This is a genomic window from Streptomyces viridochromogenes DSM 40736 (assembly GCF_000158955.1).
GTDB lineage: Bacteria > Actinomycetota > Actinomycetes > Streptomycetales > Streptomycetaceae > Streptomyces > Streptomyces venetus.
This window is the reverse complement of the sequence record NZ_GG657757.1, coordinates 8028828-8049326: the sequence shown is the minus strand read 5'-3', so window position 1 is coordinate 8049326 and position 20499 is coordinate 8028828. Positions and strand designations below refer to the sequence as shown.

20 protein-coding genes are annotated in these 20499 nt (G+C 70.9%); 12 read left to right on the top strand and 8 right to left on the bottom strand.

The features are described from left to right. A partial coding sequence (locus SSQG_RS35250; protein WP_244299363.1) for a TetR/AcrR family transcriptional regulator occupies nucleotides 1–518 on the bottom strand: 518 nt, incomplete at its 3' end. Nucleotides 519–770: 252 nt separating this feature from the next. On the opposite strand from SSQG_RS35250, the gene SSQG_RS35245 reads away from it, so the two are divergent. Genes SSQG_RS35245 through SSQG_RS35235 form a run of 3 tightly spaced genes read left to right on the top strand, consistent with a single transcriptional unit; the run spans nucleotide 771 to nucleotide 5010 of the window. Further along, entirely contained in the window at nucleotides 771–2093 is a 1323-nt protein-coding gene (locus SSQG_RS35245) for a UDP-glucose dehydrogenase family protein (RefSeq protein ID WP_039934314.1), read from the top strand. Nucleotides 2094–2146: 53 nt separating this feature from the next. Next, nucleotides 2147–3355, top strand: a complete 1209-nt coding sequence (locus SSQG_RS35240) for a glycosyltransferase (RefSeq protein ID WP_003994777.1) — start codon at nucleotides 2147–2149, stop codon at nucleotides 3353–3355. Between the two features lie 38 nt (nucleotides 3356–3393). Continuing rightward, complete coding sequence (locus SSQG_RS35235; RefSeq protein WP_039934312.1) at nucleotides 3394–5010, top strand: MDR family MFS transporter; 1617 nt, start codon at nucleotides 3394–3396, stop codon at nucleotides 5008–5010. A gap of 59 nt (nucleotides 5011–5069) precedes the next feature. Here SSQG_RS35235 and SSQG_RS35230 read toward each other — a convergent pair whose 3' ends face one another. From SSQG_RS35230 to SSQG_RS44165, 5 genes are all read right to left on the bottom strand, one after another. Beyond that, a complete protein-coding gene (locus SSQG_RS35230) occupies nucleotides 5070–6227 on the bottom strand; it encodes an LLM class flavin-dependent oxidoreductase (protein ID WP_003994775.1) in 1158 nt (385 codons plus the stop codon). Between the two features lie 39 nt (nucleotides 6228–6266). Further along, a complete protein-coding gene (locus tag SSQG_RS35225) occupies nucleotides 6267–7454 on the bottom strand; it encodes an SfnB family sulfur acquisition oxidoreductase (protein ID WP_039934310.1) in 1188 nt (395 codons plus the stop codon). Continuing rightward, nucleotides 7451–8008, bottom strand: a complete 558-nt coding sequence (gene ssuE / locus SSQG_RS35220; protein ID WP_003994773.1) for an NADPH-dependent FMN reductase — start codon at nucleotides 8006–8008, stop codon at nucleotides 7451–7453. Before ssuE ends, SSQG_RS35225 begins: the two co-directional genes overlap by 4 nt. A gap of 44 nt (nucleotides 8009–8052) precedes the next feature. Next, nucleotides 8053–9180, bottom strand: a complete 1128-nt coding sequence (gene sfnG / locus SSQG_RS35215) for a dimethylsulfone monooxygenase SfnG (protein ID WP_003994772.1) — start codon at nucleotides 9178–9180, stop codon at nucleotides 8053–8055. 198 nt (nucleotides 9181–9378) lie between these two features. Then, nucleotides 9379–9459: a putative leader peptide gene (locus tag SSQG_RS44165; protein WP_365765822.1), complete on the bottom strand. Its 81-nt coding sequence runs from the start codon at nucleotides 9457–9459 to the stop codon at nucleotides 9379–9381. Nucleotides 9460–9595: 136 nt separating this feature from the next. On the opposite strand from SSQG_RS44165, the gene SSQG_RS35210 reads away from it, so the two are divergent. The 8 genes from SSQG_RS35210 (at nucleotide 9596) to SSQG_RS35175 (ending at nucleotide 17538) form a co-directional block, all read left to right on the top strand. Continuing rightward, nucleotides 9596–10501 (top strand): LysR family transcriptional regulator, encoded by a 906-nt coding sequence (locus SSQG_RS35210; protein WP_003994771.1) that lies wholly within the window; start codon nucleotides 9596–9598, stop codon nucleotides 10499–10501. 148 nt (nucleotides 10502–10649) lie between these two features. Continuing rightward, nucleotides 10650–11567, top strand: coding sequence for an L-threonate dehydrogenase (ltnD, locus tag SSQG_RS35205; protein ID WP_003994770.1), 918 nt, complete (start codon nucleotides 10650–10652; stop codon nucleotides 11565–11567). Between the two features lies 1 nt (nucleotide 11568). Further along, nucleotides 11569–12849, top strand: a complete 1281-nt coding sequence (gene otnK, locus SSQG_RS35200; RefSeq protein ID WP_003994769.1) for a 3-oxo-tetronate kinase — start codon at nucleotides 11569–11571, stop codon at nucleotides 12847–12849. Beyond that, complete coding sequence (locus tag SSQG_RS35195; RefSeq protein ID WP_003994768.1) at nucleotides 12846–13544, top strand: aldolase; 699 nt, start codon at nucleotides 12846–12848, stop codon at nucleotides 13542–13544. The genes otnK and SSQG_RS35195 overlap by 4 nt, the downstream gene beginning before the upstream one ends. Nucleotides 13545–13593: 49 nt before the next feature. Beyond that, nucleotides 13594–14901: an MFS transporter gene (locus tag SSQG_RS35190; RefSeq protein WP_003994767.1), complete on the top strand. Its 1308-nt coding sequence runs from the start codon at nucleotides 13594–13596 to the stop codon at nucleotides 14899–14901. 33 nt (nucleotides 14902–14934) lie between these two features. Next, on the top strand, nucleotides 14935–15738 hold the full coding sequence (gene otnI / locus SSQG_RS35185; RefSeq protein WP_039934306.1) for a 2-oxo-tetronate isomerase: 804 nt from the start codon (nucleotides 14935–14937) through the stop codon (nucleotides 15736–15738). Beyond that, a complete protein-coding gene (gene denD, locus SSQG_RS35180) occupies nucleotides 15735–16781 on the top strand; it encodes a D-erythronate dehydrogenase (RefSeq protein ID WP_003994765.1) in 1047 nt (348 codons plus the stop codon). Before otnI ends, denD begins: the two co-directional genes overlap by 4 nt. Before the next feature lie 10 nt (nucleotides 16782–16791). After that, a complete protein-coding gene (locus SSQG_RS35175; protein ID WP_039934305.1) occupies nucleotides 16792–17538 on the top strand; it encodes a FadR/GntR family transcriptional regulator in 747 nt (248 codons plus the stop codon). A 12-nt stretch (nucleotides 17539–17550) separates the two neighbouring features. Here SSQG_RS35175 and SSQG_RS35170 read toward each other — a convergent pair whose 3' ends face one another. Both SSQG_RS35170 and SSQG_RS35165 read right to left on the bottom strand, forming a co-directional pair. Then, nucleotides 17551–18264: an SDR family oxidoreductase gene (locus tag SSQG_RS35170; protein ID WP_039934303.1), complete on the bottom strand. Its 714-nt coding sequence runs from the start codon at nucleotides 18262–18264 to the stop codon at nucleotides 17551–17553. Between the two features lie 38 nt (nucleotides 18265–18302). Next, entirely contained in the window at nucleotides 18303–19445 is a 1143-nt protein-coding gene (locus SSQG_RS35165) for an aromatic ring-hydroxylating oxygenase subunit alpha (protein WP_003994762.1), read from the bottom strand. Between the two features lie 193 nt (nucleotides 19446–19638). Here SSQG_RS35165 and purU point away from each other — a divergent pair. Then, the coding region (purU, locus tag SSQG_RS35160) for a formyltetrahydrofolate deformylase (RefSeq protein WP_003994761.1) at nucleotides 19639–20499 on the top strand (861 nt) is incomplete at its 3' end.

Sequence of the window (20499 nt, the reverse complement as noted above, 5' to 3'; positions counted from 1 at the left end):
GCCGCGAGGAGTTCGGCCCGCAGATCGGCGTCGGGGCCGCCGAGACGAGCGGCCAGACGCTCGGAGAACACCTCCGTGAAATCCGCCCGCAGCCGCGCCACCGCCTCGTCCCGGCCCGACGACCGCAACACGGACAGCACCGGATGCGGGAATCCGCCCTCCCTCGGCGGCCCCGTGAGCAGCGCGCAGAACCACTCGGGGATCGCCTCGACCGGCTCGTCCAGCAGCGGCTCGAAGATCTTGCCCGTACCCGACACGTCGTTGAACAGCGCTTCTTTCGAGCCGAAGTAGCGGTAGACGAGGGCGGCGTCGACACCGACGTCGCCCGCTATGTCGCGCACGCTCGTGCCGTCGTAACCGTACTTGCCGAAGCGGAAGGCCGCTGCGGCTCGCAGCGCGGTGCGCGTGGCCGAGGCCGAGCGTTTACGGGCGGGCCGTGGGGCCATCGCCTTCGGCGTCTCGCCGTTCTGTACTCCCGACACGTACCGCACCTCCGTGGTCCACGGCGCTTCCGCCATCCGCCCATGTTCCAGTCTGCGGGAGCTGTCTCAAAGTCACCGACCGATGTCATCGAACGTTGACTTCTTTTCTGAGCACATGCCATACCTGTGTCAGGTCAACGAACGATGACTTGAGTTCTCACTGTGCGGGGGCCGCAGGACGAAGTCGGCCCTCCCGGGTCCGCCCGCAGCACGCGACACCGCGCGCCCTCGTGCTCCTCGAAGCCGGCGCACGCGGGGTCCCCCACCGACCGGAAGTGGTGATCTTCTGTGCCTGCTCGACGCGTCGCCGTGATCGGAACCGGCTACGTAGGACTGACCACCGGGGCCTGTCTGGCCTCTCTCGGCCACCATGTGGTGTGCGCCGACGCCGACCCCCACAAGGTCGAGCGGCTGCGCGAGGCGCGGGTGGACATCCTGGAACCCGGTCTGCCCGAGACCGTCCGGGACGCGCTGGACGCAGCCCGGCTCGACTTCACCGGCGACACCGCAACCGCCGTCGCCGAGGCCGACGTGGTGTTCCTGTGCCTGCCCACACCGATCGGAGCGGGCGGCGCGGCCGATCTCGCCGCCGTGGAGGCCGTCGCCGCGCAGATCCGCGAGGTGCTGCCGGCCGGCTGTGTCGTCGTCAACAAGTCGACCGTGCCCGTCGGAACGAGCGAGCGCGTCGCCACGCTGCTCGGCCGGGACGACGTGGCTGTCGTGAGCAACCCGGAGTTCCTGCGCGAGGGCCGCGCGGTCCAGGACTTCCTGCACCCCGACCGGATCGTGATCGGCGCCGCGGACCGGGACGCCGCCCGGCGGGTGGCCGACCTGTACGCCGGGCTGGACGCTCCGCTGGTGCTCACCGACGCCGCCAGCGCCGAACTGACCAAGTACGCGGCGAACTTCTTCCTCGCCATGAAGCTGTCCTTCGCCAACAACCTGGCCACCGTCTGCGAACGCTTCGGCGCCGACATCGACGATGTCACCGAGGGCATCGGCCGGGACCCCCGCATCGGCTCCGCGTTCCTGCGGCCCGGGCCCGGCTGGGGCGGCTCGTGTCTGCCCAAGGACACGCACGCCCTGCTGACCGTGTGCGACTTGGCCGGGGTCGACTTCCCCCTGTTGCGGGCCACCATCGAGACCAACGTCACCCACCAGCGGCAGCTCGTCGCACGCGTCGCCGCCGCGTGCGGGCGCGGCGAGGGCGGCTCGCTGCACGGCGTACGACTCGCCCTGTACGGCCTGACCTTCAAGGCCGGCACCTCCGATCTGCGCGACTCCCCCGCGCTCTCCATCGCCCGGCTGCTGCGCGAACGCGGAGCAGAACTCATGGCGTACGACCCCGCGTTGTGCGAGGAGCGGCCCGACCTGAGCGATCTGGTCGAGCTGTCCGACGACCCCGTGCGGGCGGCGGACGGGGCGGCGGCCTGTCTCGTCCTCACCGAGTGGCCTCAGCTGCGCGACCTCGACTGGGCGGCGATCGCCGCGCGCATGGCCGGCCGCGAGGTCCACGACTTCCGCAACCTGCTGGACCCGGAGCGCCTCGCACGCGCCGGACTGACCTGGCAGGGGATCGGGCTGGCGCAGGCGCCGACACGGGTGGCGTGACAAGACCCTTTTCGTTCCTCTCCGAAGAGTCGCCAAGAGAAAGGCTCACCTCCATGCGGGTTCTGTGCACCACGCTCGGCAGTCCGTCCCACGGCCGCGCTCAGCTGCCGCTGCTGCGCGCCCTGGCCGAGGCCGGGCATCGGGTGCTGGTGGTCACCACCGACGCCCTCGTCCCCGTCTTCCGTGACGACGACGTACAGGTGAACGGCTCAGTGCCGGAGTTCAACCCGATGGCCACGCTGGTCCCCTACCTCGCCGAGCTCGACGAGACCCCGGACTCGACGGACCCGTCAGGTGTTCTGACCCGGTTGCTGATGCGGAACGTGGCCGGGCCGCACGTCAAGCCGCACCTGGACGTCCTGCTCCCCCTCGCCCGGGATTTCCGGCCCGACCTGATCCTGCGGGACGGCATGGACATGGCCGCGGTGCTCACCGCCGAGCTGCTCGGCATACCGCAGTTGCCGACGCCTTCCGGGTTCAACAACATCCTGGATCCGGCGGAGGTGCTGCCGCAGCTGAACGAGCGGCGCGAGGAGCTGCGCCTGCCCGTGCGGGAGGACCCGCTGTCCGTCGTCCCGCACGGCCGCGTCGACTACGTGCCGTCCGCCTTCTCGTTCGCCCGGCATCTGCCCCGGACGTGGGCCTACCGGCAGACGGTGGACGTCGAGCGCGGCGGAGTACTGCCGGAGTGGGCCGCCGCCCTGCCCACGGACCGCCCCCTGGTGTACGCGGGGATCGGCACCGCCCTGCCGCAGCTGCGTGCGCGTATGGAAGGCCAGACCGAGCCGCTGCCCGTGAAGATGCCGGACGCCACCGAGAACCTGAACGCGATCGTGGACGCGGCGGCCGGACTGGACGACTGCACGGTGGTCGTGTCGACGTCCGGGATCCCGCTGGACCGCGCCGGACTCCCCGGGCACGTCCACGTCACCGACCGTGTGCCGCAGCCGCTGCTGCTGGAGGCCGTGGACCTGTTCGTCACCCACGGCGGCTTCAACAGCATCCGCGAGGCCATGCGCACCGGCACGCCGCTGGCGGTCCTGCCGTTCTTCGGGGACCAGCCCGCGAACGCCGAGCGCGTGGAGGAGCTGGGCCTGGGCCGTCACATCACCGACCGCAGCCCGGCCGGCATCGCCGAGGTGTGCCGCAAACTCCTCGCCGACCCCGAGCCGCGGGCGCGGGCCCGGTCGGCCCAACTGGCGATGCTGACGCTTCCGGACGTCACGCACGCGGTCGCGGACCTGGCCGGGATCGCCGGCTAGCCGGACGGCCCACCGCCCCCACTGCGAGGACGACACACGTGACCTTCTCCGACACCCGGGAACAGGGCTCGGCCGGGGACCTGCCCCCGCGGCTCACTCACCGGCAGATCACCACCGTCATGTCCGGGCTGGTGCTCGGCATGTTCCTGGGGGCGCTGGACCAGACGGTCGTCTCGTCCGCGCTGCGGACCATCGCGGACGATCTGCACGGGCTGACGGCCCAGGCGTGGGTGACGACCGCGTATCTCATCACCGCCACCATCGCGACACCGCTCTACGGCAAGCTGTCCGACATCCACGGCCGCAGGCCCGTCTATCTCGCCGCGATCGCCCTGTTCACCGCCGGTTCGCTGCTGTGCGGCTGCGCCACGTCGATCTACGAACTCGCGGCGTTCCGCGCCGTGCAGGGTCTCGGTGGCGGCGGGCTGATGTCGCTGGCGATGACGATCGTCGCCGACATCACCACCCCGCGCGAACGGGGCCGCTACCAGGGCTACTTCATGGCCGTGTTCGGCGGCGCCAGTGTCGTCGGGCCCCTGGTGGGCGGAGCGTTCGCGGACCGGGCCACCCTGCTCGGTATCGACGGCTGGCGGTGGATCTTCCTGATCAACGTGCCGCTCGCCGCCGCGGCCGCGGTGACGATCGTGCGCGTCCTGCGCTTCCCGCACCGGCGGGTCGGCCACCGGCTCGACTACGCCGGTGCGCTGACCCTGGCCGTGGGACTGGTACCCCTGCTGGTCGTCGCCGAGCAGGGCCGCACCTGGGGGTGGGACTCGCCCCGGGCGCTGTCAATGTACGCGGTCGGCGTGGTGGGACTCGCCGTGTTCGTCGCGGTGGAGCGGCGGTCGGGTGACGCCGCGCTGCTGCCGCCGCGGCTGTTCCGCATCCGGGCCTTCCGGCTGGGCGTCGGGCTGCACTTCGTCGTCGGCATCGGCATGTTCGGCGCGATGACGACGCTGCCGCTCTACCTGCAGCTCGTACGCGGGATGAGCCCCATGGCGGCGGGCCTGGCCACCCTGCCCACGGTGGCGGCGAACCTCGCGGTGACGCTGCTGACAGGCCGGATGATCGCCCGCACCGGCCGGTTCAAGGTCCATCTCGTCGCCGGGGTCGGCTCGTTCACCGCGGCGATGCTCGTCTTCGCCACACTGCGCGTGGACAGCCCGCTGTGGCATCCGGCGCTCGGCATGGTCCTGATGGGCGCGGGACTGGGCGCGTCGATGCAGACGCTCACCACGCTCGCGCAGTGCGAGGTGCCCCGTACGGACATGGGCGCGGCGACGGCGTCGGTCAACTTCTTCCGCTCCAACGGCGGTACGGTCGGCACCGCGGCGTTCCTGTCGATCCTGTTCACCACGGCGGCCGGCAGCATCGCCGACCGGCTGGCCGAGGCCCGCGACGACCCGGCCTACCGCCGGCTGCTGACCCAGCCCGACAACGCACACGCCCTGACGGGGGTGCTGCGCCCCGGCGGCGGCGTCGACCTGGAGGACTCAGCCTTCCTGCGCGCCCTCGACCCGAGTGCGGCCCTGCCGTTCCTGGAGGGCTATGTCGCCTCGATGCGCCTCGTCTTCCTCACCGGCGCCGCGGTGTCCCTGGCCGCCTTCGTGATCGCCGCGTGGCGGGTGCCTGACCTGACCTTGTCCGACGAGTAGGCGATCGCCGGGGGCCGGACGCCGGGCCGACGGCGGTCAGTCGTCGGCGATCACATGCGTCATCGTGGGGACCCCGTACCCGCGAAGGGGACCTGGGCCGAAGCCGCGGCCTGCGGGAAGGGGTGCTGCCACAGGCCCTGTGCCTGAAGCCGCGGCAGGACGCCCTCGCCGAACCAGTAGGCCTCCTCCAGGTGCGGGTAGCCGGAGAGGACGAACTCCTCGATGCCGAGGGCCGCGTACTCCTTGATGCGTTCGGCGACCTCGTCGTGGCTGCCGACCAGGGCCGTGCCCGCGCCGCCGCGCACCAGGCCGATGCCGGCCCACAGGTTGGGGTGGATCTCCAGGGCGTCCCGGTTGCCGCCGTCGTGCAGGGCGAGCATGCGCTGCTGCCCTTCGGACTCGCTGCGGGCGAGCCCGGCCTGCACGGACGCCACGGTCTGCGGGTCGAACCCGTCGAGCAGCCGGTTCGCCTCCGCCCACGCCTGCTCGGAGGTGTCTCGGGTGATGACGTGCAGCCGGATACCGAAGCGGACAGTGCGTCCCTGCTCGGCCGCCAGCTTCCTGATCCAGGCGATCTTCTCGGCGACCTGCGCCGGGGGTTCGCCCCAGGTGAGGTACACGTCGACGTGCCGGGCGGCGATCTCTCCGGCGATCGGCGAGGAGCCCCCGAAGTAGACCTCGGGGATCGGGTCGGGCACGCGGGCCAGCGTCGCGTCCGCCACCTGGAGGTGCTCGCCGTGCAGGTCGACGGTCTTGCCCTCCCACAGTTCCCGCACGATCTGCAGGAACTCGCCGGTGCGGCGGTACCGGGCGTCCTTGTCGAGGAAGTCGCCGTATGCGCGCTGCTCGTGGCTCTCGCCGCCGGTGACGACGTTGAGCAGCAGCCGTCCGCCGGTCTGCCGCTGGAAGGTGGAGGCCATCTGCGCGGCGAGGGTCGGCGAGACGAAGCCGGGCCGGAAGGCCACCAGGAACTTCAGCCGCTCGGTGTGCTGGGCGACCATCGCCGTCGTCAGCCAGGCGTCCTCGCACCACGCACCGGTGGGGGTGAGGGCGCCGACGAAACCGAGGTCCTCGGCGGCGCGGGCGATCTGGCTCAGGTAGCCGACCGACGGCGGCCGGTCGCGTCCGGATTCGGTGGCCGGGGTGCCGTGGCCGCCGCCGACGACGTGGCGGCTGTCGCCGTTGGTGGGCAGGAACCAGTGGAAGGTCAGGGACACGAGGGGTCTCCGATCGTGACGGGGGGAGGCAGAGGGGGGTCAGAGCAGGCCGTGCCTGGGCGGCCGGGTGCCGTGCAGGACGTAGCGGCCGATGTGCTGGACCTTCCAGCGGGCCGGGTCGTGCAGGGTGTGGGTGCGGGCGTCGCGCCAGTGGCGGTGCAGGCCCAGGGAGTCGAGCGCCGCGCGGGTGCCGGAGACCTCGAAGAGGGCGCTGCCGACCTCCACGGCGGTCTCCGCCGCGGTCACCTTGGCCGTCGCCACCGCGATCGAGGCCTCGGCGGCCGAGTCGTCGGTCAGATCGTCCCGGGCGGCGTCGACCGCCCGGGCGGCCTCGCGCAGCAGGGCCTCCGCAGCCCGCACCCGGATCGCGAGTTCGCCGAACCGCTGGATCAGCAGGGGGTCCTCCGCGGCCGTCTCGAACCCACTCTCGAACCAGGGCCGGCTCTTCGTGCGGACGAACTCCACGGCCTCCGCGAGCGCGCCGGAGGCGATGCCCGCGTCGATGGCGGCGTGCAGCAACTGGGCCACGGCCCCGTGGAGTTGGGGTCCCTGGAAGGTGAGGTGGTGGGGCACGACCCGGTCGGCGGGGACGGGCACCCGCTCCAGGCGGACGGTTCCGCTGGCCGTGGTGCGCTGCCCCATGCCGTCCCAGTCGTCGACGACCGTCAGACCGGGGGCGTCGCTCGGTACGTACGCCACGTGCAGGGTGTCGTCGTCGGCGCGGGCGAGCACGGGGATCCAGTGGGCGAACAGCGCGCCCGTGGAGTAGTGCTTGACGCCGTCGAGGACGTACGACCCGTCCGGGCGCGGCGCGAGCCTGGTGCGGATGTCCTGCACGTGCTTGGTGCCCGCCTCGGACTGGGCGTTGCCGAACCGCTTGCCTCGCAGCACCTCGCCGAAGAAGAACTTCTGCTGGTCGTGCGTCCCCTGCCGGCGCAGCACGTTGACGTAGACGAAATGGCTCTGTGGGATCTGGGCGAGGCTGGCGTCGGCGGCGGCCAGCAGCCGGAAGACCTCGGCGAGCGTCCCGGCACCGACGTCCGCGCCGCCGAACTCGGCCGGGACGCTCACGGCCAGCAGACCGGAGGCGGACAGCCGTTCCAGCTCCGCGTGCGGGAGCCTGCGCCGCGCGTCCCGTTCGGCGGTGTCCTTGCGGAACTCCGCGGCCACTTCGGCGGCGACGGCGAGGGCCTCGGCGTCGTCGGCGATCACATGGGACGCGCTCATCCGGTGGCCGCCAGCAGTGCCGTACGGCCCCCCAGCGCGGTCGAGAACTGGTCCGTGACCTGGGCCAGGGCCTCGGCCGAGCCGGGCGCGACGGCCAGGGAGCCGTCGTCGCCCACCGTGATGTCCTTGTCGAGGGTGAACCAGCCCGGGACGATGTGTGCGGCGCCCATGGAGCTCAGCACGGGGCGCAGAGCGTAGTCGATGGCCAGGACGTGGGCGGTGGAGCCCCCGGTGGCCAGCGGCAGGACCGTCTTGCCGGCCAGCGCGTACTGCGGGAGCAGGTCCAGCAGGGACTTCAGCAGCCCCGAGTAGGCGGCCTTGTAGACGGGGGTGCCGACCACCACCCCGTCGGCCTGCTCGACCAGGGCGGTGGCCCGGACGATCTCCGGGTGCCGGAAGTCCGCCCCGAGGAGCGCCTCGGCGGGGATGGTGCGCACGTCCAGCGGGATCACCTCGTGTCCCTGGGCGGTGAGCCGGGCGTCGAGGTGGCGCAGCAGTCGCTGGGTGCGGGAGGTGGCGGAGGGGCTGCCGGATACGGACAAGATGGTGGCCATGCGAGGACCTTCCGTTCGTGGGCTGTTCTCGGGCGGGCTGCGGGTCAGGCGCGGGCGGCGACGGGCTCGGAGGCGGGCTGCTGGGCCTCCAGTTCGCGTACGAGGGGCAGCACCCTCTTGCCGAAGTACTCGACCTCCTCGTGGTAGTGCAGGAAGCCGAGGAGGAAGAGGTCGACGCCGAGCCGCTTGTAGGCGACGATCCGCTCGGCGATCTGCTCGGGTGTGCCGATCAGACCTGTACGGAAGCCGTCGTTGTACTGGACGAGGTCCTCGAAGCTCGAGTCCTGCCACATGCCCTTGCCGTCGGCGGTGGACTGCCCGGCCTGCTGGACGGCGTCGCGGAAACCGTGCACGGCCTCGGTGTCGGCGTGGGCGACGATCTCGCGGAGCGTGTCGCGGGCCTCGGCCTCGGTGTCGCGGGCGATGAGGAAGCCGTTGAGGCCGAACTTCGGTGGCGTACGGCCCGCTTGGGCGGCGGAGGCGCGCACGTCGGCGATCTGCTCGGTGACACCGTCGAAGTCCTTGCCGTTGCTGAAGTACCAGTCAGAGACACGGCCCGCCATGGCACGGGCGGCGGTGGAGTTGCCGCCCTGGAAGATCTCCGGGTTCGGACGCTCGGGGGTGTTCAGCGGCTTGGGCTTGAGGGAGAAGTCGCGCACCCGGTAGAAGTCACCGGCGAGTTCGGCGTGGTCCTCGGTCCAGATGGTGCGCAGGGCGGTGATGAACTCCTCCGCGCGCCGGTAGCGTTCGTCGTGCTCCAGCCAGGGCTCGCCGAGGGCGGTGAACTCGCCCTTGAACCAGCCGCTGACGACGTTGACGGCGAAGCGGCCGCCCGACAGGTGGTCGGCGGTGGCGCCGAGCTTGGCGAGGACGCCCGGGTGCCACAGTCCGGGGTGGACGGCGGCGATGACCTTCAGCCGCTGGGTGGCGAGCAGCAGGGCGAGGCTGAAGCTGGTCGACTCGTGCTGGTACTCGGCGCCGTAACTGGCCATGTAGCGGACCTGACTGAGGGCGTAGTCGAAGCCGTTGTTCTCGGCGAGGACGGCCAGTTCGCGGTTGTACTCGTAGCCCCATTCGGTGCGCTGCTCGATGGTGCTGGTGACCAGGCCGCCACTGACGTTCGGCACCCAGTAGGCGAAGCGGAGGGGGTCGGATTCGGGCGGTACGGGCACGGAGGACTCCTGGGAATGTGGAAAGGCGCGCGAAGAACGCGGTCGTCGGCACAGAAAGGTGCTCGCCAGGGGAATTCAGGCGCGCTGGAGCAGCGGTGCCGGAAATGCCGTCAGCACGACGGAAAGGGTCCGGGACCGGAATTCATGACCGGAGGAGGCGCAGGAAGCAGTGGGAGGGTTTCCCTCGGTGCGCTGCGCTCAGACGCGGCGGCGACAGCAGGAGCTGGAGACACGCGCGAGGTCGACGTGGCGTCGTCGCGTGAGGTCCTGTCGCTTCATGTCAACGATCCAACCAAGCGTGGGTCCGGCCGGTCAAGAAGACCCGGTGGTGATTCCACATGGTGAGAGTCGGTATTCACGAGGTTGTGACAGGGATTCCCTTGAACCGGGCCCGCTGCGGACGCAGTCTCCTGTCGTGCGTATAGAACAGCTGGAATACATCGCCGCCGTGACCCGGTTCGGTTCGCTGCGGCGCGCCGCGGAGGAACTGCACCTGTCCCAGCCCGCGTTGAGTGAGACCGTGCGGAATCTGGAGCGGGAGCTCGGCGTGGACCTGCTGGAGCGAAAACGGTCGGGAGCGAAGGTCAGCGACGAGGGCCGGGAGCTGCTGCCGCTCATCATGACGGTGCTGGACGCGGTGGACCGGCTGCGCGGCGCGGCCGGCGACCAGCACCGCATCAGCCGCATGGTGCGGCTCGGCACGGTCAACACGGCCACCGTCCCGCTGCTCATCCCGACCGTGCGGGAGTTCCGGTCCGCGCACCCGGCCACCCAGGTCGAGGTGGTCGGGGCGCAGCAGGGCGACATCCACCGCGGGCTGCTGGAGGGCGCCTTCGACCTGGGGCTGGTGAACTACCTCCACGGCGACGACATGCCGCCCGGCTTCGAGACGACCGAGCTGCTGCGCGGACGGCCGGTGGTGTGCGTACGCCCGGACAGTCCGCTGGCGGCCCTGGACGCGGTGGATGTGGACAGCCTCCTCGCCGAGCCCCTCATCGTGATGCGGTCGGGCTACGTGATGCACCGCTTCGTGCACCGGCTGCTGCGCGGCCGGACACCGTCCTTCTCGTACTCCACCGACGGCGCCGAGATGGGCAAGCTGATGGTCGCCGAGGGGCTGGGGGCCACGGTGCTGCCCGACTTCAGTGTGATCGGCGATCCGCTGGAGCGGAGCGGCACCATCACCGTGCGGCCCCTCGCGGAGGACGAGACCGATGTGCTGCTGGTGCTGCAGCGACGCCATGCGGTCTCCGTGCCCCGGGCCGTGCGCGATCTGCACGCCCTGTTCGTACGCAACGCGCGTGCGCACCGGGCTCCCTGAGGCACTGACCGCTTCCCGGCACGCCACGAGGCGACCCGAGTGACGGACATCACACCTTGCATTCCGTTGTCCTCAGGTCATCATATGACCTGATCTCCCGGAGGGGCTGCCCAGCCGCTCCGGACGGCACGGCACGGCGAGGAGGGGCATGAGCGACCGGAACGAGCCCGCAGAACCGAGGGTGGGCGTGGTCGGCCTGGGGGCCATGGGCCTCGGGATGGCCCGGAGCCTGCGGACGGCGGGCTACGCCGTGGGGGTCCACGACCTGAGGCCCGAGACGGCCGCGGACTTCGCCCGAGACGGCGGGACGGCGTTCGCCACCTGCGGTGAGCTGGCGGCCGCGGTGGACGTCCTGGTCAGCGTGGTGGTGAACGCGGCGCAGGTGGAGACCGTGCTGTTCGGTGCCGACGGCGCCGCCGACCGGCTGCGCCCAGGCTCCGTCTTCGTGATGTGCTCCACGGTCGACCCGGGCTGGTCCGCCGCGCTCGAGGGCCGCCTGGCGGACAGGGGTGTGCTCTACCTGGACGCCCCCATCTCCGGTGGCGCGGCGCGTGCGGCGAGCGGTGAACTCACCATGATGACGTCGGGCTCCGCCAGGGCGTACGCCCTCGCCGACCCGGTGCTGGAGGCCATGAGCAGCACGGTCTACCGCCTGGGAGAGCGCGCGGGACTTGGCTCCAAGGTCAAGATCGTCAATCAGCTGCTCGCGGGCGTGCACATCGCCGCCGCGGCCGAGGCGATGGCCCTCGGCATCAAGGCGGGCGTTCCCGCCGAGGCGCTCTACGAGGTCATCACGCACAGCGCCGGCAACTCCTGGATGTTCGAGAACCGCATGGCCCATGTCCTGGCCGGCGACTACACGCCCCTGTCCGCCGTCGACATCTTCGTCAAGGACCTGGGGCTGGTGCTGGACTCCGCGAGGCCGGAACGGTTCCCGCTCCCCCTCGCCGCCACGGCCCACCAGATGTTCCTCCAGGCTTCGGCGTCCGGACTGGGGGCCGAGGACGACAGCGCGGTCATCAAGATCTTCCCGGGCGTCGACCTGCCCGAACCGGTGGAGGCCTGACATGGGAATCCGTCTCGGATGCATCGCCGACGACTTCACCGGCGCCACGGACCTCGCCAACAACCTGGTGCGCGCGGGCCTGCGCGTGGTCCAGCTGATCGACACACCACCGGCCGGCGAGGAGCAGCCGGTGGACGCGGACGCCGTGGTCATCGCCCTCAAGTCGCGCACCGTCCCGGCCGCCGACGCCGTCGAGGCGTCACTGCGCGCTCTCGCCTGCCTGCGGTCCATGGGCGCAGAGCAGATCTACTTCAAGTACTGCTCCACCTTCGACTCGACTCCGGCCGGCAACATCGGGCCGGTGACCGAGGCACTGATGGACGCCCTGGGCACGGACTTCACGGTCGCCACACCGGCGTTCCCCGACAACGGGCGCACGGTCTTCAAGGGCCATCTCTTCGTCGGTGACGTGCTGCTCAGCGACAGCGGCATGCGCCACCACCCGCTCACGCCGATGACCGACTCCAACCTGGTCTCCGTCCTCGGCGCCCAGAGCACGCGACAGGTCGGCCTCATCGACCACACGGTCGTCGCCGACGGCGTCGAGGCGATCCGGGCCCGCGTCGACGCCCTGCGTGCGGACGGCATCGGGATCGCCGTCGTGGACTCCGTCTCCAACGACGACCTCGTGCGCCTGGGCGCGGCGGTCCAGGGCTTCCCCCTGGTGACAGCCGGCTCGGGGCTGGCGATCGGCCTGCCGGCGAACTGGGGGTTCAAGCCGTCCCGCGCCGCCGCGCACCTGCCGCCCCCCACCGGCCACCGGGCCGTCGTCTCGGGCTCGGTCTCCGAGGCCACCAACCGTCAGGTCCTTGAGTACCTGCGCACCGGCCGCCCCGCCTTCGGCGTGGACCCGCTGCGGGTGGCGGCCGGCGAGGACGTGGTCGAGGAGGCCCTGGCCTTCGCCGAGTCACACCTGGAGGACGGGCCGGTCCTCGTCTACTCCACCCAGCCGGCCGACACCGTCCGGACCGTGCAGGGCCGGCTCGGTGCCGCCGAGGCCGGTGAGCTCGTGGAGCGGACGCTGGCCCGTGTCGCACAGGGGCTCGTGGCACGCGGGGTGCGCCGCCTCGTCGTCGCGGGTGGCGAGACCTCGGGCGCGGTCGTCCAGGCGCTCGGCGTCACCGGACTGCGCATCGGTCCGCAGATCGACCCCGGTGTGCCGTGGTGCGCGGCGGCCCTGCCCGGCGGGGACACGCTCCACATCACGCTCAAGTCCGGGAACTTCGGCGGCCCCGACTTCTTCACCCGCTCCTTCGCGCTCCTGGACGAGGAGGCCGCATGAACCCGCAGCCGAGCAGCACCGCCGAGACAGCGGACGACGAGGCGGTCGACCACGCCCGCGGCGAGATCGTCCGGGTGGGCACCAGCCTGTTCGCCCGGGGCTACGTCCATGCCAGTGCGGGCAACATCAGCGCCAAGGTCGGCGATCACCACCTGACCACGCCGACCGATGCCGCACTGGGGTTCCTCGAACCCGACCGCCTGGCGCTGGTCGACGCCCGGGGTGAGCAGGTGGCGGGCGACCGGGCCAGCAAGACCCTGACACTGCATCGCCGTATCTGTGCCGCCGACCCCACGGCCCGCTTCGTCGTCCACACCCATTCCACGCACCTGGTCGCGCTCACGCTGGCCGGCGTGTGGAGCGACGACGACGTACTTCCCCCCATCACCCCGTACTACGTGATGAAGGTCGGGCACGTCCCGCTCGTCCCCTACCACCGGCCCGGCGACCCGCGCGTGGCCGACCTGGTGACCGCACACATCGCCGACCGGGCGGCGAGCCGTACGCCCATCAGGGCGGTGCTGCTGGACCGGCTGGGCCCCGTGGTCTGGGGCCCCGACGCGGCCACCGCTCTCGCCGTCCTCGAAGAACTCGAGGAGACGGCACGTCTCTGGCTCCTGACCGACCGTCGCCCCGAGCCGCTCGCCGAGCACGCGCTCGACGAACTGAGGTCCACGTTCAACGCCGCGTGGTGACCGCCTCTTCCCTCCCGGAGAATCCCCCTGAGCCGCTCAAAGGATCGCCATGTCCATGCCCGTATCGGCGTCCCAAGTCACCGACGCCGCCCGTGAGAACGCCGTCTTCCGCAAGGTCGTACGACGTGTCGTCCCCTTCCTCGTGCTCTGTTACGTCGTCTCCTACCTGGACCGGGTCAACGTCGGCTTCGCGAAGCTCCAGATGTCCGACGACCTCGGATTCAGCGAGGCGGCGTACGGCCTCGGCGCCGGCCTGTTCTTCATCGGCTACTTCCTCTTCGAGGTCCCGTCGAACCTCATGCTGCAGCGCGTCGGCGCCCGCACCTGGATCGCCCGGATCATGATCAGCTGGGGCCTCGTCTCGGCGGCGTTCATGTTCGTCCACAACGAGACGATGTTCTACGTCCTGAGGTTTCTCCTCGGCGCCGCGGAAGCCGGCTTCTACCCGGGGGTGATCCTGTACTGCACCTACTGGTTCCCCTCGCACCGCCGTGCCCGTGTGATCGCTCTCTTCATGTCCGCCATCCCGGTGGCCGGCATCTTCGGCAACCCGCTCTCCGGCTGGATCATGGACCGGTTCCAGGGGGTGAACGGCTGGCAGGGCTGGCAGTGGATGTTCCTGCTGGAAGCGATACCCGCCCTGCTCATCGGCGTGGCCACCCTGTTCTACCTCGACGACGGCGTGCGCGCCGCGAAGTGGCTCACCGACGAGGAGAAGGACGTCGTCGAACGGGCGATCGCCGAGGACGCCGCGCACCAGTCCGTGCACGGCCGGGTCTGGGACGCCTTCCGCGAGCCCAAGGTGTGGCTGATGTGCCTCATCTACTTCTGCTTCGTCATGGGCCAGTACGCCCTGACGTTCTGGATGCCCACGTTCATCGAGTCCACCGGCATCGAGGGCAACCTCGCGATCGGTGTGCTCAGCGCGGTGCCGTTCCTGGCCGCACTCGTCACGATGAACCTGCTCGGACGCTCGGCGGACAGGCGCCGCGAGCGCCGCTGGCACCTGGTCGTTCCGAGCCTCATGGGCGCCGTCGGCTTCTCACTGGCGGCCGGCTGGGCCGGGTCCACCGCGCTGTCCCTGGTCGCGCTGTCCGTCGCCGCGGCCGGCGTGCTGACCTGCGCGCCGCTGTTCTGGTCGCTCCCCACCGCGTTCCTCGGCGGTACCGCCGCCGCGGTCGGCCTCGCCGTGATCAACTCGGTGGGCAACCTCGCCGGTTTCCTCAGTCCCTACATGATCGGCGCGCTGAAGGACGCGACCGGCTCGACAGCGCTCCCGATGTACGTCCTGGCGCTCACTCTCGTCGTAGGCGCCGCCGCGGTGCTCACCACCGACAAGCAGACCGTCAACCGCTGACCGGGGCCGCCCGGTCCCGTCACTGGAGCCACCATGCCGAGGTTCGCAGCGAACCTGTCCATGATGTACACCGAGCACGACTTCCCCGACCGCTTCGCCGCGGCCTCGGCGGACGGCTTCACCGCCGTCGAATACCTCTTCCCCTATGCCTACGACAGCGGGGAGTTGCGCCACCGCCTCGACGACCACGGCCTCAGGCACGTGCTGTTCAACGCGCCTCCCGGGGCGTGGGAGTCCGGGGAACGCGGGATCGCGGCGCTCCCCGGCCGCGAGGCGGAGCTCCGCTCCGGCGTCGCCCGCGCCCTCGACTACGCCGCCGCGCTGGACTGCCCGCGGTTGCACGTGATGGCCGGTCTCGTGCCACCGGACGCGACCCCGAAGGAACGGGCCGAGCACCGCGACACCTACCTGGCCAACCTGGAGTGGGCCGCGCAGCGAGCCGCCGCGGTGGCCGTCGACGTCCTCATCGAGCCGATCAACGGCCGTGACATGCCGGGCTACTTCCTGTCCGGGCAGTCGCAGGCCCACGCGGTGGTCCGGGACGTCGGCGCCCCGAACCTCAAGGTGCAACTCGACCTCTACCACTGCCAGATCGTCGAAGGCGACCTCACCATGACGCTGCGCCGCGACCTGCCGACCGGCCGGGTCGGGCATCTGCAGATCGCCGGCGTGCCGGACCGCCACGAGCCCGACAGCGGCGAACTCGACGTCCGGCATCTGTTCGGCGTCATCGACGACCTGGGCTTCGACGGGTGGATCGGCTGCGAGTACATCCCCCGGGCCGGCACGAGCGAGGGCCTCGGCTGGCTGAACGACTACCGAGGAGAGGACGCATGAGGATCGTCATCACGGGCGGCTTCGGCTTCCTGGGACGCGAGATCACCGAGACCCTGCTCAGGACGCGGACGCATCGTGGCCTGCCGATCGACCGTCTGGTGCTCACCGACCGTTATGTGCCGGCCGGGGCGGCGGAGGCGGCCGATCCCCTCGTGGAGATCGTGCGGGGTGACCTGGCCGAGTGTCTCGACGAGGTGTTCGCGGAGCCGGTGGACGTGCTGATCCACCTCGCCGCCGCCGTCTCGGCCGAGTGCGAGGCCGACTTCGACCTCGGGATGAGCGCCAATCTGGACACCACCCGCGGCCTCCTCGAAGCCGCCCGGGCGCAGTCGGCCGCCGGCGGGCCGGTGCCGCGCCTGGTGTTCTCCAGCAGTGTGGCGGTCTACGGTTCCGATCCGGCTCTGCCCCTTCCGCCGGTGGTCGGCGAGTCGACCCTGCCCACTCCCCGGTCGAGCTATGGAATCCAGAAGCTCGTCTGCGAGCAGCTGGTCGCGGACTACACACGCAAGGGCTTCGTCGACGGACGGGTCGCCCGGCTGATGACCGTGTCCGTGCGGCCCGGCAAGCCGAACGCGGCCGCCTCCGGCTTCCTGTCCGGCATCGTCCGCGAGCCGCTCGCGGGCCTCCCCGCGATCTGTCCCGTACGCCCCGACCTGCGGGTGGCCCTGGCGTCACCGCGGCGCACGGTCGAGGGGATCCTCCGCATCGCGGAAGCCGAGCGCGGCACCGGGAAGGGCCGGCTCGACGGCGGGCTGCCGGTCAACCTCCCGGCGCTCACGGTCTCGGTCGCCGAGATGCTGGCCACGCTGCGGCGCGTGGCGGGCGACGCCGTGGCCGATCTGGTGACCGTCGCGCCCGATCACGCTGTCGAGGCCGTCGTGGGGTCGTGGCCCTCGGTCTTCGACAACACGCGTGCCGCCGCGCTCGGGTTGAAGCCCGACCCGAGCTTCGAATCGGTGGTCCGGGGCTACCTGGCCGACCATCCCGACGCGATCCGGGTCGGCGTATCGCCGGCAGCGGAGCGACGAGACCCGGACCTATAGACTGAAAACCATGTTTTCTAAGGTGAGCGGTCCCGTCCGGCTCGCAGATCAGGTCGCCGCGACGCTCTCGGAGGAGATCGAGTCGGGGCGGCTGGCCGAGGGCGACCGACTGCCGACAGAGGTGGAGCTGGTCAGGCAGCTGGGCGTCAGCCGCACGGTCGTGCGCGAGGCCCTGTCGCGGCTGCGCAACGCGGGTCTGATCGAACCGCGTCAGGGCATCGGCGTGTTCGTGCTGCCCCGGCGCGCCCGCCCGCTCGACCTCGAGGCCGCCGACACCAGGGCAAAGGTGGTGCAGATCGCGGAGCTGCGCCGCGCCATCGAGGGTGAGGCGGCCCATCTCGCGGCCACGCGGGCCACGGCGGGCGACCTGGCGCGGATGCGTGAGGCGCTGGACGCGATCGACTCGGCGGTGGCGGCCGGCGGCGACGGCGTGGACGAGGACCTCGCCTTCCACCGGTCCATCGCCGAGTCGACCGGGAACACGGTGATGGTCTCGACGCTGCGGTACCTGGGCGAGGTGCTGCGCAGCGGCATCCGCGTCACGCGGGCGAACGAGGCACGCCGGAACGACTTCATCGAAGCGGTCCGGGAAGAGCACCACGCCATCCTTGCCGCCATCGAAGCGCGCGACGCCGAGGCGGCACGCAGGGCCGCGCGCCGCCACATGAACCACGCCGCCGCCCGCCTCCAGGACGCTGACGACGGATTCTGGACCGAGGCCGAAGACCTCGAGGTGGATCTCGACGCGGCACCCTGAACGCGTTCGCGATCAGCCGAGCGGGATGCCGGTGTGATTCTCCAGCGCCCGGAGAAGCCGAGCCTGGAATGTCTCGTCCTGCGCGGCGGGGTGCGGTGTCTGTGTCCGCCGGTGGTACCAGTAGCCACCGGTCCTCGGGGTCACGTCGTGGTGCGTGGCGAGCCACGCCTGTGTCTCGTGTCCCGCGGTCAGGTCGTCCGGTGCGCCGCGGCCCCCCATGCGGGTGGGAACCCAGCCGGGGTCGACCGCATGGCTGGAGGTGCCTTCCCAGCGGGACGCGACGGCGAGCGCGAGCGCGGTGACCCACAGCTTGCTGTCGTCGTAGGCGGCGGTGCCGTCGGTGAGCCGTCCCAGGTCGGTGGAGCCGGTGCGGTGCATGGAGCTGCTCAGGTAGACGAGCCTGGCCGGTTTCTCCATCAGGGCGGTCAGCACGTAGGGCGCGACGGTGTTGACGGTGGCGTCCTCCGGCCGGTTCATGACGCCGGCGTTGTGGATGACGGCGTCGAAACGGCCGAACTCGGCGGCTTGCCCGGCGACATCGCGGATCGCGTCCAGCTCGGCGAGGTCGCCGGTGACGACACCTTTGAACCGGTCGGTGTCGTCCGTGCCGGTGAGCCGGGCCCGGTTGCGGACGTGGACGACCACGTCGTGGCCGTCGTCGGCCAGCGCCTTCGCCGTGTTGCGTCCGAGCCCACTGGCCGCTCCGGTCACAAGGATCAGTGCCATGTCGGTCTCCTGCCCGCTCGGAAAATGAGGATCACCCCCTAGCGCTCTCCGAGGCCCGCGCGGGTGCCGATGCGGTCCTGGACCCAGTCGTGGAACTCGCCGATGTGGTGCTCGCTGGGCACCAGGACGCCGCCCTTGGCGTACAGGCGGGAACTCATCGCCGGCTGGCAGCGCTCACAGGCGTCGAAGTCCTGCCGGTTGACGCGGTCGAACAGTTCCACCGACCGGCTGACGTCCCGGCCGCTCTCCACCACGCCCTTCAGGTACAGCCAGTCGCACTCCACGATCGTCCGGTCGACCCCCACCGGGAACATCCGGTGGAAGATCACATGGTCCGGGACGAGGTTGATGAACACCTGCGGGCGCACCGTGATCGCGTAGTACCGCCGGTCCTGCTCCTCGGCGACCGTGGGGATGCGGTCCAGGCCCTCCGAGCCGTCGACGGTGAAGCCCTGGACCTCCGAGCCGAACTGGGCGCCGTGCCCCACGTAGTACTGCGCCGCGTAGCCGTCGGCGAACTCCGGCAGCACCTCGGTCAGCTCCGGGTGGATGGTCGCGCAGTGGTAGCACTCCATGAAGTTCTCGATGATCAGCTTCCAGTTGGCCTTGACGTCGTAGACGATCCGCCTGCCGACCTCCAGGCTCTCGACGCCGTACCGCTCGATGGACTCCACGTCGCCCAGGCGGGCCACCACGTCCGCGATCACCGACTCCTCGAACGAGGGCGGGTTCTCGGCCAGGCACACCCACACATAGCCCAGCCACTCGCGTACCGCCACGGTCGCGAGGCCGTACTCTGTGCGGCCGATGTCCGGCATCTTGGTGAGGTTGGGGGCCGCGACGAGTTTGCCGCTCAGGTCGTAGGTCCAGGCGTGGTACGGGCACTGGAAGGCCCGCTTCACCTCGCCGGACTCCTGGGTGCACAGCTTCGCGCCCCGGTGCCGGCACACGTTGAAGAACGCCCGGACGGAGCCGTCCCGCGAACGGGTCAGCAGCACGCTCTCCCGCCCGACGTCCACGGTCCTGAACGCACCCGGCCTCGCCAGTTCCGACGAGCGTGCCGCGCAGAACCACATGGATTCAAAGATGTGCTCCTGCTCCAGGCGGAAGATCTCCGGGGCCGTGTAGTGGTCACCGGGGAGGGTCGCGATCAGGCTCTCCGGCAGGCCGGTCGTAGTCATGGTTCACCTCGAAGTGAAGAGCCCCGGTCGGGCGGCGCGGTTGCCTCATGCGCAACGAGCTGCTTGCTACGCAACTCACAGTGCAGTCCGCCGGAACCACTGTCAAGCCCTTGACCACAGACCGTCGCAGCCAGGACCATGTTGCGTATCAGTCCTACTGTTGCGTAATGCGCACTTCCTCAGGGAGGGCTCAGTGTCTCTTGGACCCACCACCGGCCGCGAGTTCGTCCTCACCCTGTCGTGCCCCGACCGCTCGGGGCTCGTCCACGCCGTCACCGGCTTCCTGGTCCGGCACTCCGGGAACATCCAGGAGAGCCAGCAGTTCGACGACCGGCTGCAGGACCGCTTCTTCATGCGGGTCCACTTCGACGTCTCGGACCCCGGCACCTCGATCGAGGACCTGAAGTCCGGTTTCGCCCCGGTGGCGGAGGCGTACCGGATCTCCTGGCAGCTGTTCGACGCGTCGACCCCGACACGCACGCTGATCATGGTGTCGAAGTTCGGGCACTGCCTGAACGACCTGCTCTTCCGCCGGAGCACCGGCTCGCTGAACATCGAGGTGCCGGCGATCGTCTCCAACCACCGGGACTTCGAGCCGCTCGCCGAGAGCTACGGGATTCCGTTCCACCACGTGCCCGTGACCCGGGAGACGAAGCCCGAGGCGGAGGCGCGGCTGCTCCAGCTCGTCGACGAGCTGGACATCGACCTCGTGGTCCTCGCCCGCTACATGCAGATCCTGTCGAACGACCTGTGCAAGCAGCTCGAAGGCCGGGCGATCAACATCCACCACTCGTTCCTGCCGAGCTTCAAGGGCGCCCGCCCCTATGTCCAGGCGCACGAGCGCGGCGTCAAGCTCGTCGGGGCGACGGCCCACTACGTCACCCCGGACCTCGACGAGGGACCCATCATCGAACAGGACGTCATCCGCGTGAACCACGCGCAGCGCCCCGACAGCCTGGTCGCCCTCGGGCGCGACGTCGAGGCGCAGGTCCTGGCCCGGGCGGTGGAATGGCACAGCCAGAGCCGCGTCATGGTCAACGGCAACCGTACGGTC